13 protein-coding genes and 1 tRNA gene are annotated in these 12,958 nt (G+C 68.5%); 3 read left to right on the forward strand and 11 right to left on the reverse strand.

All coding sequences use genetic code 11. The features are described from left to right. Together OC184_RS13225 and OC184_RS13230 are read right to left on the reverse strand one after the other, a co-directional pair. On the reverse strand, positions 1 to 176 hold a 176-nt coding region (locus OC184_RS13225; RefSeq protein WP_265507683.1), incomplete at its 3' end, for a transposase. Between the two features lie 835 nt (positions 177 to 1,011). Continuing rightward, positions 1,012 to 1,088, reverse strand: a tRNA-His gene (locus OC184_RS13230). A 101-nt stretch (positions 1,089 to 1,189) separates the two neighbouring features. Between OC184_RS13230 and OC184_RS13235 the strand changes: the two genes are divergently transcribed. Continuing rightward, entirely contained in the window at positions 1,190 to 1,405 is a 216-nt protein-coding gene (locus tag OC184_RS13235; protein ID WP_265507655.1) for a DUF6324 family protein, read from the forward strand. Here OC184_RS13235 and OC184_RS13240 read toward each other — a convergent pair. Beyond that, positions 1,386 to 1,850 carry an MmcB family DNA repair protein gene (locus OC184_RS13240; protein WP_265507656.1) on the reverse strand — a complete coding sequence of 155 codons (465 nt, stop codon included), beginning with the start codon at positions 1,848 to 1,850 and terminating at the stop codon, positions 1,386 to 1,388. The two genes, OC184_RS13235 and OC184_RS13240, sit on opposite strands and share 20 nt — an antisense overlap. A 97-nt stretch (positions 1,851 to 1,947) precedes the next feature. Here OC184_RS13240 and OC184_RS13245 point away from each other — a divergent pair, with 97 nt between their 5' ends. After that, on the forward strand, positions 1,948 to 2,295 hold the full coding sequence (locus tag OC184_RS13245) for a RidA family protein (RefSeq protein WP_265507657.1): 348 nt from the start codon (positions 1,948 to 1,950) through the stop codon (positions 2,293 to 2,295). On the opposite strand, the gene lpxB is transcribed toward OC184_RS13245, so the two are convergent. From lpxB to OC184_RS13285, 8 genes are all read right to left on the reverse strand, one after another. Then, on the reverse strand, positions 2,273 to 3,433 hold the full coding sequence (gene lpxB / locus OC184_RS13250) for a lipid-A-disaccharide synthase (protein ID WP_265507658.1): 1,161 nt from the start codon (positions 3,431 to 3,433) through the stop codon (positions 2,273 to 2,275). The genes OC184_RS13245 and lpxB overlap by 23 nt on opposite strands. A 76-nt stretch (positions 3,434 to 3,509) precedes the next feature. Then, complete coding sequence (locus OC184_RS13255) at positions 3,510 to 4,319, reverse strand: LpxI family protein (protein ID WP_265507659.1); 810 nt, start codon at positions 4,317 to 4,319, stop codon at positions 3,510 to 3,512. Positions 4,320 to 4,325: 6 nt separating this feature from the next. Continuing rightward, positions 4,326 to 5,114 (reverse strand): acyl-ACP--UDP-N-acetylglucosamine O-acyltransferase, encoded by a 789-nt coding sequence (gene lpxA / locus OC184_RS13260; protein ID WP_265507660.1) that lies wholly within the window; start codon positions 5,112 to 5,114, stop codon positions 4,326 to 4,328. Next, entirely contained in the window at positions 5,107 to 5,583 is a 477-nt protein-coding gene (fabZ, locus tag OC184_RS13265; RefSeq protein ID WP_265500713.1) for a 3-hydroxyacyl-ACP dehydratase FabZ, read from the reverse strand. The genes lpxA and fabZ overlap by 8 nt, the downstream gene beginning before the upstream one ends. 61 nt (positions 5,584 to 5,644) lie before the next feature. After that, positions 5,645 to 7,732 carry a hypothetical protein gene (locus OC184_RS13270; RefSeq protein ID WP_378926981.1) on the reverse strand — a complete coding sequence of 696 codons (2,088 nt, stop codon included), beginning with the start codon at positions 7,730 to 7,732 and terminating at the stop codon, positions 5,645 to 5,647. Continuing rightward, positions 7,729 to 10,482, reverse strand: a complete 2,754-nt coding sequence (locus OC184_RS13275; protein ID WP_265507661.1) for a DUF4159 domain-containing protein — start codon at positions 10,480 to 10,482, stop codon at positions 7,729 to 7,731. The genes OC184_RS13270 and OC184_RS13275 overlap by 4 nt, the downstream gene beginning before the upstream one ends. Further along, complete coding sequence (locus tag OC184_RS13280; protein ID WP_265507662.1) at positions 10,482 to 11,345, reverse strand: DUF58 domain-containing protein; 864 nt, start codon at positions 11,343 to 11,345, stop codon at positions 10,482 to 10,484. The genes OC184_RS13275 and OC184_RS13280 overlap by 1 nt, the downstream gene beginning before the upstream one ends. Beyond that, entirely contained in the window at positions 11,342 to 12,349 is a 1,008-nt protein-coding gene (locus OC184_RS13285) for an AAA family ATPase (RefSeq protein WP_265507663.1), read from the reverse strand. The genes OC184_RS13280 and OC184_RS13285 overlap by 4 nt, the downstream gene beginning before the upstream one ends. A gap of 63 nt (positions 12,350 to 12,412) precedes the next feature. On the opposite strand from OC184_RS13285, the gene OC184_RS13290 reads away from it, so the two are divergent. Further along, complete coding sequence (locus OC184_RS13290; RefSeq protein ID WP_265507664.1) at positions 12,413 to 12,958, forward strand: DUF1285 domain-containing protein; 546 nt, start codon at positions 12,413 to 12,415, stop codon at positions 12,956 to 12,958.

The raw sequence follows: 12,958 nt of genomic DNA on the forward strand, positions 1-12,958 counted from the left end.
GTCTTTGCCGGTCCATATTCCTTCGGTGCGTCGCACCACCGCAAGCCGTTGCGATTGATGAAGATAATGCCGCTGAGGACCCGCAGATCATCGACGCGCGGACGGCCATGGCTCTTGGGGAAGAAAGGGCGAAGGCGCACCATCTGTACCTCGGTCAGCCAAAACAGATTGCTCATCAATCAGGTCTCCTTACGAGCCCTGAGTCACGCAAAGGAAGTGAAATCAATGGGTCTGGAGCCTAGAGGCGGGCACTTCGCAAAGTCAGTCTTGGGCCCCTGTTGGATCAGCATGGGACCAAGTGGAAACCTTCACGGGGCGGCATTGCCAGAGGTGAGGTGCTTGTGAGGGTCCATTTCCCGCGCGATACCGCTGGCCCCGCTATCCGTTCCCCGAGATGATCACGGCTGAAATCCGGTCAGACGCACATAAGGGTTGGCGACCTGTCGAAGTTGCGTGCCGGGCGGGCTATGTCGAACTCTATGTGGGCAACCTCTACCAGCCGACGCACGCGGCGTGCCCCTTTGGCAGACTGCAAGAAGCCCCTTAAGCGAATAGCTTACAGGCCCGGCAGACTAATACGTGTGGCGCAAGACCTGCTGTGTCTGGGCGATTTACACGTATGACAAAACGGATGAACCCGGGGAATTTGAAGTCAGCTTTTCGGGCGGCTATGCAGTCTCAGTCTTGCCCGATCCCTTAGGAGACAACCTGTCCCAACTGCCGATCTGCGGGACTCCATCATCATCTGGCGCAATCCCTGGATGGCGGGCGGTTCCATTCCCGAGTTGACCGCGACCATGAACAAGATCGGGCGGATGGCATGGGTCTGTTGCAGCGGTACACTGGCCGCATTCCATCATGCACAGAATCCGGGTCGATCTTTCTTGGCTTAAAACCAATCATCTGAATGGCGAGTCATGCAGGCAACGGTTCCGTTCGATGAAAACGCTCTACACAACCTCTACACGGGTTCTGATCCAGCTCAGAATATCTTGTAATTTAATGAAATCATGGTACCGCCTCCCCGGCTCGAACGGGGGACCTCTAGATCCACAATCTAGCGCTCTAACCAACTGAGCTAAGGCGGCACAGAGCGGTTCTTTAGACCTGGTGCGCGGCCGTTGCAAGCCCCGCTTGCCGCGAAAATGCACCCGCGTTACAGAAAGTTCTGACGCGAAAGGAAAGTCTCATGGGCATCAACAGCGAAAGCGACATCTCGGCCAATCTGCAGATCGGACCGACCGACCAGGGGATGGTCCGCATCTATGTGCAGGGCGACGGTATCGACCTGCCGATGGACTTCGACCCCGAGGAGGCCGCCGAAATCGCCGAGGAGTTGATGGCCGCGGCCGAGGCGGCGCGCGGGATGGCCCAGGGCGGCAAGCCTAAAAAGCCCCGGCGCTGATCCCATCGGGGTCACATAGCCCCTGCAGGCGCAGCGCGGCGGCACGGGCGAAGTCGCGCTGCACCTTCGCGCGACGCGCGCCCGCCAGCCGCGTCTCGGGGCCAATGCGGACCAGCTCGGCCCCGAAGGCGTCGGCCTGGATCAAGCCCGTATCCTCGGGCAGTAGATCGACCGGAAAGTCGGCATCGACCGCCCAGAAGTAGCGATCGCACCAGTCAAGATAGCCCTGCCATTTGCGATCGGCGCGGAAGTCAGCGCGCCCGCTCTTGCATTCGACGATCCAAAGTTCGCCCTTGGGGCCAAGGCTGATCAGGTCGACGCGCAGCCCGCGGGCGGGCACGAACTCGGTCAGGACGGCGTGATCCAGGCTGCGCAGAAGCCGGCCGCAGCCACGCGCAAGACGCTGGCCGGGCATCGGCGGCAGGACATCGGTCTGGTGCAACATCGGCCCACGATAGAACACAGCAGGAACAACCGCAAGCCGCCTTGCCGCTGTCCGAGGCCGCGTATAGCGTCCCGCGACATCATCAATGGAGTTTCAGATGAGCGACATCAAACGCATCGGCACCGGCCCCCGCATGAGCCAGGCGGTCATCGCCAACGGCTTCGTCTTCCTGGCGGGCCAGGTCGGCGAACCGGGGACGCCGGTGGCCGACCAGACACGCGCGGTGCTGGCGCAGATCGACGATCTGCTGGCGCAGGCTGGCACCGACAAGACGCGCATCGTGTCGGCCCAGGTCTGGATGGCCGACATGGCCGATTTCGCCGAGATGAACGCCGTCTGGGACGCCTGGGTGCCGCAGGGCCAGACCCCGGCGCGCGCCACGGGCGAATCCGCGCTGGCGACCCCCGACTACAAGGTCGAGATCATCGTGACTGCGGTTCTCTGATCGCCGACAGGACCGAGCGCGCCGCGCGCAGGCCCGGCGCCTCACCCCCCTTGCCCAGGCGCTGCATCGTCAGGTCCATCGCCTCCATCTGCGCCCGGCGCGCCACGGCATTCTCAAGGACCTCCTGCAGACCCTCTGCCAGCGGTCCCGGCTGGCAGTTGCGGCCCAGATATTCGGGCACGGCGCGGGTCTCGCTGACCAGGTTGACCAGCGTGACCGTATCCGTGCGCAGGAGCCAGCCGATCACCATGCGGCTGAGTGGGGCCATGTCATAGCCGATGACCATGGGAACGCGGTTGGCCGCGAGGTCCAGACTGACCGTTCCGGACGCCGCCAGCGCCAGATCGGCGGCGGAAAAGGCGGCGCGCTTGGCTTCGGCATCCTCAATCACGATCGGCGCGGAGGGCCAGCGGCGCGTCATGTCGCGGACCATGGCGGCGACGCCGGGGACGGTCGGCAGGACGACCCGGATCTCGGGGACGCGGTCGCGCAGCCGCATCAATGCCTCGTCGAAACGCGGGGCCAGGCGCGACACCTCGGACCGCCGCGACCCCGGCAGGCACAGGACGACGGGCGCATCCGCGGCGATGCCGTGGCTGTCGCGGAAGGCTGCGGCCTTCTCGGGTCCGGCAATCTTGGCCGTGGCGACTGGGTGACCCACGAAGTCGCAGGTCATTCCGGCGGCCCGCATCAGCGGCGGCTCGAATGGCAAAATCGCCAGGACGTGGTCGATCACCTGGGCCATCTTCGCAGCGCGTCCGGGGCGCCATGCCCAGACCGAGGGCGCGACATAGTGGATCGTGCGCAGATCAGGCCGTCGCGCCCGGACAAGCCGCGCCACCCGCAGGCAGAAGTCGGGGCTATCGATACCGATCAGCGCGTCGGGTTCGGCTGCGATGACGGCCTCTGCAGTCTCTGCGATGCGGCGCTTGAGGTGGCGGTACTTCGGCAGCACCTCCCAGATGCCCATCAGGCTGAGCTCGTCCATGGGAAACAGGCTTTGCAGCCCCAGGTCCTGCATGGCGGGTCCGCCGATGCCGGTGATGTGGGCCTCCGGGTCAAGCTGCTGCAGACCCGACATCAGGGACGCGCCCAGAAGGTCGCCCGACGCCTCTCCTGCGATCAAGAAATAGCGCATACCGCAGTGCCTCTCGCCAATGACCCAAGGGCTAGCCCCGACAGGACACGAAGGCGAGTCATTTTCGGCCGCGCCTTCAGGCCAGCCCCCCGGCTGCCCAGAGGAACAGCCCAGCTGCCTCGGCCCTCCGCACCATTTCAGCCTGTTCCAGCAGAATGACGCCGCCAGCAGCCCAAGCGATCCCCGCCAGTCCGGCGGCAGCGGCCTGATCGACGCTGTCAGGCCCCAGGACGGGCAGATCGACGCGCCGATCCTGGCCGGGCTTCGGCGCCTTGAAGAAGACGCCCTTGGCTCCGTTCGGATTCGGTCGCAGGCCAGAATGACGCGCGGCGAAGTCCAACATGGCCTCCGTTCCCGGCAGCGTCTCCAGTGCCAGGCACAGCCCCTGCGCCACCACCACGCCCTGCCCAAGGTCCAGCGCGCCTGTCTGCGCCAAGATCGCGGCAGCCTTGGCCGCGTCGCGCTTGTCGGCATCGGTCGGCGCGCCGCAGACCACTCCTTCACCGGGGATCAGAGATGCAGCGACTTCCTCGACAGGACAGACTGTTACACCGCTTTCCTCGAAGACGTCGAGGACCGTCCTCAGTGCTGCGTCGTCGCCCGACTGCATCGCCATCAGGATCCGGGGCACCAGCTGCGCCGTTCGCGGATCGAATGCCTCAGGGTCGAGACGCGGCCTGCGGATTGCCCCCGCGAAGACGACGCGGTCGATGCCCTGGTCGTGCAGTTCGTCCAAGAAGGGGACCAGACGCTCCAGCCGGAAAGGGGTCGCGGCCAGGCCCTCGGGTTCGAAGCCGTCCAGCGCGAAGACGGCCGGGTCCTGCAGCTGCGCCGCGATGGCGGGGGCAAGCCGACCTTGGCCGGCGATGATCGCGATACGGCTCATGCGTCGTCAGATGTCCTTTGGGGCGAGAAAGCTGCGGTCTGACGGGCCAAGGATGAAGTCCAGCACGTCACGCTCCATTCCCGATACCTCTGCCTCGGAACGGTGCCGGGCGGCGTCGCGGAACGATCCGCGCCCAAGATCCGCCAGAAGATCGCGGAGCGCGGCGATGTCGCCGCGGCTGGCGCCGCGGCGCCGCAGGCCCACCAGGTTCAGCCCGTCCAGATGCCCGCGAGGTCCTTGCACAAGGCCATAGGGGATCACATCGGCCGTCACCATGGTGACAGCGCCGATCATCGCGCCCCGCCCAATGCGCACCCACTGATGAACACCCGACAGGCCGCCGACGATCACGTCGTCCTCCAGCACGCAGTGGCCGGCGACGGCCACGCTGTTGGCAAGGATCACGCGGTCGCCGATCCGGCAGTCGTGACCGACATGGGAGTTGGCCATGAACAGCCCATCGTTTCCGACCTGCGTCACCCCGCCACCGCCGGCCGTGCCGGGGTTCATGGTGACGTATTCGCGGATGCGGTTGCGAGCGCCGATTTCCAGGCGGACGTCCTCGCCCTTGAACTTCAGGTCCTGCGGCACCTCTCCGATCGAGGCGAAGGGGAAGATCACCGTCCCCTCGCCGATCGTGGTGTCGCCGCTGATCACGACATGCGACTTCAGCACCACCCCGTCGGCCAGACGGACGCGGGGTCCGACGACGCTGAACGGCCCGATCTCGACACCGGCGCCGATCTCGGCACCGGTCTCGATCACGGCCGAGGGGTGGATGCGGGTTTCAGCCATCCTTGCGGGCCATCATCGCCGTATATTCGGCCGAGGCGCAAAGCTGGCCGTCGACCATGGCCTTGCCTTCGAACTTCCAGATCTTGCCGCCGCCGCGGATGGCGCGGCAGTGCAGTTCCAGCACGTCGCCCGGCACGACCATGCGGCGGAACTTGCAGTTATCGATGCCCATGAAATAGGTCAGCATCTCCTCGTCCACGACGTTCATGCTGATGCCCACCACGACGGCGGCGGTCTGGGCCATCGCCTCGATGATGGTGACGCCGGGCATGACCGGCTGGTTCGGGAAATGGCCCTGGAAATGCGGCTCGTTCGATGTGACGTTCTTGATCCCGACGGCGCTTTCGAACGGCACGATGTCGCGCACCTTGTCGATGAACAGGAAGGGATAGCGGTGGGGAATGATCCGCTTGATCAGCGACAGGTCGGCCTCGGTATAGGGGGCGGGGTTGCGCGTCTCGTCAGCCATGTGCGTTCCTTGGGCGATTTGACTTCGGGTTACCAACGGGGGCGCGGGTTGGCAAGCACGCTCAGGCGCGTCCCCGCCGGCCCTCGGCCAGCCAGCCGGTCAGGATCAGCCCCGATATCAGCACCAGCCACGCCCATCCGGGCAGCAGCGGGCGCCGCTCCAGTCCGGTGACGGTGGCGGCATCTCGGGGGGTGATGCCGATCCAGTTGCCGCCAATGCCCGATCCGCTGGTGGCGCGGCCCGCGCGGACCTGGCGCAGGTCCGGCACGCCCTCGGACAGGTGCTGGACCGATCCCTCGCTCGCCTTGACCAGCGGCGCCAGCAGCGGCGCGTCAGCCACCGTCTCCTCGAATTCGCGGGGGGCCGAGGGGCCAAGCGCCAGGACCCGCCGCAGATCGCCGTCCTGCAGGCGATAGAGCCCCGGCTCGGGCGCGGTCCATTCGGCGGTGAAGCGCCCCGGCCCTTCCTCGGTCAGCGGGACCTGAACCTCGCTGCCGTCGGGCTGCGTCACCACCAGCGGGCCGGCGTTTTCCGCCATGGTGCGACGGGTGAACCGCACCGTCAGGCCGTCGCTGATATCGGCCAGCAGCGCCTCCTCCTCCAGCTCGGGTTCCTTCATCGACCAATGCGCGATCCGGCGCAGAAGCTCCAGCTGCGGGCCGCCGCCCTCGAAGCCGCGCCCCCACAGCCACACCTGGTCCGAGGTCAAGAGCGCGACGCGCCCCTTGCCCACCCGGTCCAGGATCAGAAGCGGGCTGTCGTCCGCGCCTGTCATGGCGACCTGCGCACCGGGATCGGGCGTCACCTCGGCCATGCGCAGCCAGCGGCCCCAATCGGGATCCTCGCCCGCGCCGGGCAGGCCGGCGGTCACGGGATGTCGCTGCCCGTCCTCGGTCAGGCGGGGCAGATAAGGCTCTTCGATCACACGGCCGGTGGGGCGTGCGGGCAGGATCCGACCCAGGGGCGACAGGTTCAGGCTCTCGACCGAGGCCATCTCGGGGCCCGCCGACACCAGGATTGCGCCCCCCTCTTGAACATAGCGGGCGATGTTCGCGTAGTAGTCGGGCGGCAGGATGCCCCGGACGCGATAGCGGTCGAAGATGATCAGGTCGAAGTCGTCAATCCGGTCCAGGAACAGCTCCTGCGTCGGAAACGCGATCAGCGACAGTTCAGACACGGGCACCCCGTCGAACTTGTCGGGCGGGCGCAGAATGGTGAAATGGATCAGATCGACCGCCGCGTCAGATTTCAGAAGATTGCGCCAGGTGCGTTCGCCGGCATGGGGCTCGCCTGATACCAGCAGCACGCGCAGGCGGTCGCGGACGCCGTTGATGCTGATCGCGGCCGAGTTGTTGCGCTCGGTCAGCTCACCGGGTTCGGCGTCCACAAAGATCTGCACGACGTTCTGTCCGGCATGGGACGGCACCACGGGCAGGGTCAGGCTGGTGTTCATCGGCACGGCAAAGCTCTGCGCGTCCTCACCGTCCAGCGACAGGCGCAGGTTGACGCTGCCGGTGCGGCTGGCCTCGGGAACGTCGCCCTGATCCTCGACCCGAAGGCGGATCGTCACCTCCTGGTCGATTAGGCCGAAGGCGGGCGCTTCCTCGATGACCAAGCGGCGGTCCCAGTCCTGCGGCTGGCCGGTCAGCAGGACGTGCAGCGGCGCGGGCAGTTGGGTGGGCAGCATCGCAGGGTCGTGCAGCCGGCCGTCCGTGACCGCGATGACGCCTGCCAGCCGCGCGTCGGGTTCGGCGGCGGTGGCACGCGTTAGCGCGGTCGCCAGCAGCGTGCCATCCGCGTCGTCGCCAACCGTCAGGCGGCGCACCTCGGTCCCCGGCAGCGCCGAGAGCTGCGCCGACAGATCCTCTACCGCCTGATCGACCTGCGCCGACCGCCCCGGCAGCCTCTGGCTGGAGGAGCGGTCGTCCAGCAGGATCACGATATCGCTCAGCCCCGCGCGGGTGCCCAGCTCCAGCGCGGGACCCGCCAGTGCCAGGGCGGCGGCAAGTCCAGCCAGGCCGCGCCACGCCCAGCCCCGCAGGCCGCGCCAGAGCGCGAAGCCAGCCACAAGCGCCGCCAGAGCCGCCAGCGCGGCGATGGCCCACCACGGCAGGGCGGGGTCGAAACGCAGTTGCGTCAGCGCGGTCATGGGGCCAGGACCTCCTCGATCCGCAAGCGGTCCAAGAGTGCCGGCACATGCACCTGGTCGGATTTGTAGTTGCCGGTCAGCACATACATGATGAGGTTGATGCCGAACCGATAGGCCATCTCGCGCTGCTGCTCACCCTCCCATCCGCTGCCGATCGGGAAGACGGGATAGCCGTTGTCATCGACAGCCCAGGCCTCGGCCCAGCTGTTGCCGCCGATGACCACGGGGCTGACACCGTCGTTCAGCTGCCGGAACGGCGCGCCGGTCGAGGTTTCGGCGGCCAGTGGCGGCGCCTCCAGCCAGACAGGGTTTCCTTGCCAGCGCCCCGGAAAGTCGGACAGAAGGTAGAAGGTGCGCGTCAGCACGTGATCCTCGGGCACCGGCGCCAATGGCGGGATGTCCAGCGGCGCGGCCAGCCGGCGCAGCGCGCCCGACATGTCGGGGCCGCCCACCCCCGTCACGTCACCGTCGCGCGTGTCGAACAGGATCATGCCGCCCGACCGCAGGAAGTCGTTCAGACGCAGATAGGCCTGCGGACCCGGCGCGGGCTGGCTTTCGGTGACTGGCCAATAGAGGAAGGTCAGCAGCGACAGGTCGTCCTCGTCCAGGTCGATGCCGATGGGGCGGCCCGGCTCGACCGAGGTGCGCTGCCGCAGGGCCTGCGACAGGCCCCAAAGCCCCTGCTCGGACGCCTCGTCCACGCGGCTGTCGCCGGTGATGACATAGGCCAGCGCAACCTCATCTGCGGCGCGGGCCAGGTCGGCGTCGATGTCCTGCGCCTGGACGCGCGGCGCCGGCAGGACCGCCAGCAGCAGGATCACCGCTGCCGTACCGATCCGCCGGCCACCGCGCGCCAGCATCGACGAACCCAGTGCGTCCAGCGCCAGAAGCAGCGCAGCCAGTGCCAGCAGAAGGCCCTTCAGGTCGCGGCCGGGTGCTGTGCGCACATCCTCGACCGTGGCGCCGGGCCAGTCGGCCAGGCTGAACGGCCCGCCAGCGTTCAGCGCCTGCCGGCGTTCGCCGGCGACGTAGATGCCCGCCGGGCGCCCAGGGCCGGGACCCTGCGCCATCTCCTCGGCCGCGACGGGCATCAGGTCGGTTGGATCCGCGGCGTGGCCGGAACCATCAAGCACCGTCTGCGGCGTCCAGAACGGCTGCTCGCGATCCTCGGCGGCTTCCTCGGCGGGCGACAGGCGCGCGGTGGCGACCAGACGCTCCATCATCTGGACGAAGAGGCCGGACAGCGGCAGGTTCGACCATTCGGCATTCGCGGTGACATGAACCAGGACCACCTGTCCCTGACCCATCCGATCGCGCGTGATCAGCGGCGTTCCGTCCGACAGCGCGGCGATCGTCCGTTCGGACAGCTGCGGCGAGGGTTGCGCCATCAGCTGCGCCCTGACCGTCACCTCGTCCGGCGGGGTCAGCCCGGCGAAGGGGCCGTCGGTGGCGAAAGGCGCCAGCCCGCGCGGATCCCCCCAGCTGAGCGCACCACCGATGTCGCGGCCACCCTGCCGGGGCGCGACGGGCAGCAGCGGCTCTTCCATCAGGCGGTCGAAGGCCGCCATGCGCGGACCGGCGAAGCGGATCAGCAAGCCGCCCTGCTGGACCCACTCCGCCAGTTCGGCATTTTCGGCCAGCTGCACCTGGTCGGCCAGCACGATTACGTCCGGCGCCGCGTCCAGCACGTCGCCGAGGGCGCCCTCGACCAGATCGGTCGTGGGGGCCAGCGCCTGCCGCAGGTAATGGGTCTGCGCCAGAAGGCGCTGACCCTCGGCCTGATCGGCGGGATCGCCCACAAGCCCCACCTTGCGCCGGCGCACCCGGTCGTCGGCCAGGACGACGGCGCCCGCATGCCTCTCTCCCCGGATCTGGAAGCGGGCAATGCGGTTGCGCAGTTCCGGCGGCAGGTCGATGGCGACGGGGCGGACTGTCAGGCCGTCTTGGCTGATGGGATCGCCGGGCGTCAGAGTGGCCAGCGCGCGCTCGACCCCCTGCGGGTCCGGGCCGATCGCCTCGACCTGCAACGCGGCATCGTCGGTAGCGTGCAGGGTCAGTGAGGGCGTCTCATCTTCGGCCAGGCTGAGGGTGCGCAGCGGGCGGGCGGGCGGCACCACCGTCACAGGCCCTCGGTCGGACAGCGCCTGCAGCCACGCGGCGCGGTTCGCGTAATCGGTGCCGTCCGCCAGCCACAGCGTCGAGAGCTGGCCCTCGGGCGGCGCCGCCAGCGCCGCCTGCGGGTCGTTCGGCAGCGCGCTGCCCCAGGCCGCCGGCTGCGCCCCGCGCAGCCCGGCCCTCAAGCTGTCGGCCGGTTGGAAGGTCAGCACCGCGTCCGACTGCCCATTGGCCAGCAGAAGGGCGGCCGGTCGTCCATCCGCCGCAGCCTCGACTAGCGCGCGGTCGGCGCGGGCCTGCCGCGCCGACCAATCGGGCGCGGCGGCGTAACCCGCATCCATCACAACCAGCAGCGGGCCATCGGCAGGGACCTGCACCACCGGCTTCCAGATCGGCCCTGCGAATGCCAGGATCAGGGCAGCGATGGCCGCAAGGCGCAGCAACAGCAGCCACCAGGGGGTCCGTCGCGCCACCGGGCTGCGATCGACAAGCCCCGCCAGCAGCGCGACACCCGGAAAGACGATCCGCTTCGGGGCGGGCGGCATCGCGCGCAGGATCACCCACAGGACCGGCAGCGCGACCAGCGCGCCCAGCACCCAGGGAGATGCGAAGCCGAGAGGTCCCAGAAGCAGCATCAGCGCGCCCCCTGCCCCAACGCCTGCCACAGCCAGCCAAGCACCTCGGACGCCGGCGCGTTGGTCACGTGCCCGCCGAACTGCCATCCCGCCTGCCGGGCCTGTGCCGACAGCCAGTCGCGGCGGTCAGCCAACCGCTGCAGATAGGCGTTGCGCAGGCCCTCGGCATCGCGGCTGTCATGGCGCGGCCCTCCGCCGGGGGCGCGGAACTCGACCGCGCCGGCGTAAGGGAACGTGGCCTCGTCAGGGTCGAGGATCTGCAGCAGAACGCCCATGCTGCCCAGCCCCGCGGCGCGGGCCAGCAAGGTCTGCACCCAGGCAGGATCCGACAGGAAATCCGAGATCACGACGACCCGCATCTGGGGACGAAGCGCCGCGGCAGGGTCGGTGTCGTCAGCGCGCGTGACCAGCCCCTCGGCCAGCCGTTCGGCCTGGAGGCGCCCGGCACGCGGCGGCTGCCCCAGCAGGGCAACCTTCTCTCCTCCGCGCAGCATCAGCATGCCGAGGGCCAGCGCCAGCAGCCGGCCACGCTCGGCCTTCGTCGGGCGGTCTGGCCCGCCGGTGAAGTCCATGCCGGCGTCGCGCGACAGCCAGATGCCGGCGGCCTGTGCAGTCTGCGCCTCTCGGTCGCGAACGAACTGCACGTCAGAACGCGCCGAGCGGCGCCAGTCGATGCTGCGGGCCGTGTCACCCTCGGACGCAGGGCGGTATTGCCAGAAATCTTCACCCGGCCCGGCGCGACGCAGACCGTGGGCGCCAGGCGCGACCATCGAGGCCAGCCGCTCGGCCGACAGGATCAGGCCCGGCAGATGTCCCGAGGCGGCCTCGGCCCGCGCCCGCAGATCGACGGGAGAGAGGCTCATGCCGCGCGGCGGCCCGCCGCCCTGTCGTCCAGCAGACGAGCGATGACGCCGTCCACCGATTCACCGCGCGCACGGGCGGCGAAGGACAGGGCCATGCGGTGACGCAGGACGGGCGGCGCCATGGCGGTGACGTCGTCGAGCGTCGGCGCAAAGCGGCCGTTCAGGACAGCCCGCGCCCGCGTCACCAGCATCAGCGCCTGCGCGGCACGCGGCCCCGGTCCCCAGACCAGCGCGTCGGTCACGAACTGCGGGGCCTCGGGCGCTCCGGGGCGGGCGGCGCGGACCAGATCAAGGATGGCCTCGACCACGGATTCGCCCACTGGCATCCGTCGGATCAGGCGCTGCGCGGCGATCACGTCCTCGGGCGCGAAGGCGGCATGGGGGACGCCTTCCTCAAGGCCCGTCGTCGCCAGCAGGATCTGGCGTTCGGTGTCGCGGTCCGGGTAATCCACGTCGATCTGCAGCAGGAAACGGTCCAGCTGCGCCTCGGGCAGCGGATAGGTGCCCTCCTGCTCGATCGGGTTCTGGGTCGCCAAGACATGGAACGGCCGGCCAAGCGGGCGGTGCTGACCGCTGATCGTGACCTCGCGTTCCTGCATGGCCTGCAGCAGCGCGGACTGGGTGCGCGGGCTGGCGCGGTTGATCTCGTCCGCCATCAGAAGCTGGGTGAAGACCGGCCCCTCGATGAAGCGGAAGGCGCGGGTTCCGTCCGGCAGGGCGTCCAGCACCTCGGACCCCAGGATGTCGGCGGGCATCAGGTCGGGCGTGAACTGGATGCGCCGGCTGCCAAGGCCCAGGACCGTTGACAGCGTGTCGACCAGCATGGTCTTGCCCAGCCCCGGCTGGCCGACCAGCAGCGCGTGGCCGCCCGCCAGGATCGCCGCCAGCACCTGTTCGACCACGTCATGCTGGCCCACAAAACGCCGCTCGGTGCTTTCGCGCGCCGCAGCGAGACGTTCGGCCAAGACCTCGATCTCTTGCACCAGAATTTCGTCCGCCGTCATGACAATGCCCTTCCGCTGCTTTATGCGGAGCATAGGCAACCGGCACGAAGGCGACCAGATCGAATGGCGGAAAACAGTGACAATAGCGTGAGCGCCGAGGGACTGGCCGAAGCGGCCAGCAAGGCGGGCAAAGGCGGCCTGCCGCCCGTGCACCTGTGGAACCCGGCCTATTGCGGAGAAATGGATCTTGAGATCCGCGCCGACGGGACCTGGATCCACGAAGGAAGCCCCATCGGACGCCCCGCAATGGTGCGCCTGTTCTCGACCATCCTCAAGCGCGAGGATGACCGCTTCTTCCTGGTCACCCCGGTCGAGAAGGTCGGTATCCGGGTCGAGGATGCCCCCTTCCTGGCCGTCGATGCCGACATCGCGCAAGGCAGCGTCACCTTCACCACGAATGTGGGTGATACGGTCACTGCCGGACCGGACCACCCGATCGTCGTGCGGGGCGACGCGGAGGTGCCGCGGCCCTATGTCCATGTCCGCGCGGGGCTCGAGGCCCTGATCGACCGCAAGACCTTCTATCGGCTGGCCGCCGCAGCCGAGCCTGGGCCCGACGGCCGCACCGGCATCCGGTCTGGCGACCGGTTCTTTGCGCTGGAACCCTGA

This window comes from Paracoccus rhizosphaerae (assembly GCF_026162645.1).
Classification (GTDB): domain Bacteria; phylum Pseudomonadota; class Alphaproteobacteria; order Rhodobacterales; family Rhodobacteraceae; genus Paracoccus; species Paracoccus rhizosphaerae.

What these genes read in the sequence shown, in the direction of transcription:
- OC184_RS13235 (WP_265507655.1), top strand. Translation starts at nt 1,190, where the DNA reads ATGGGCATCAACAGCGAAAGCGACATCTCGGCCAATCTGCAGATCGGA.
- OC184_RS13240 (WP_265507656.1), bottom strand. Translation starts at nt 1,850, where the DNA reads ATGTTGCACCAGACCGATGTCCTGCCGCCGATGCCCGGCCAGCGTCTT.
- OC184_RS13245 (WP_265507657.1), top strand. Translation starts at nt 1,948, where the DNA reads ATGAGCGACATCAAACGCATCGGCACCGGCCCCCGCATGAGCCAGGCG.
- lpxB (WP_265507658.1), bottom strand. Translation starts at nt 3,433, where the DNA reads ATGCGCTATTTCTTGATCGCAGGAGAGGCGTCGGGCGACCTTCTGGGC.
- OC184_RS13255 (WP_265507659.1), bottom strand. Translation starts at nt 4,319, where the DNA reads ATGAGCCGTATCGCGATCATCGCCGGCCAAGGTCGGCTTGCCCCCGCC.
- lpxA (WP_265507660.1), bottom strand. Translation starts at nt 5,114, where the DNA reads ATGGCTGAAACCCGCATCCACCCCTCGGCCGTGATCGAGACCGGTGCC.
- fabZ (WP_265500713.1), bottom strand. Translation starts at nt 5,583, where the DNA reads ATGGCTGACGAGACGCGCAACCCCGCCCCCTATACCGAGGCCGACCTG.
- OC184_RS13270 (WP_378926981.1), bottom strand. Translation starts at nt 7,732, where the DNA reads ATGACCGCGCTGACGCAACTGCGTTTCGACCCCGCCCTGCCGTGGTGG.
- OC184_RS13275 (WP_265507661.1), bottom strand. Translation starts at nt 10,482, where the DNA reads ATGCTGCTTCTGGGACCTCTCGGCTTCGCATCTCCCTGGGTGCTGGGC.
- OC184_RS13280 (WP_265507662.1), bottom strand. Translation starts at nt 11,345, where the DNA reads ATGAGCCTCTCTCCCGTCGATCTGCGGGCGCGGGCCGAGGCCGCCTCG.
- OC184_RS13285 (WP_265507663.1), bottom strand. Translation starts at nt 12,349, where the DNA reads ATGACGGCGGACGAAATTCTGGTGCAAGAGATCGAGGTCTTGGCCGAA.
- OC184_RS13290 (WP_265507664.1), top strand. Translation starts at nt 12,413, where the DNA reads ATGGCGGAAAACAGTGACAATAGCGTGAGCGCCGAGGGACTGGCCGAA.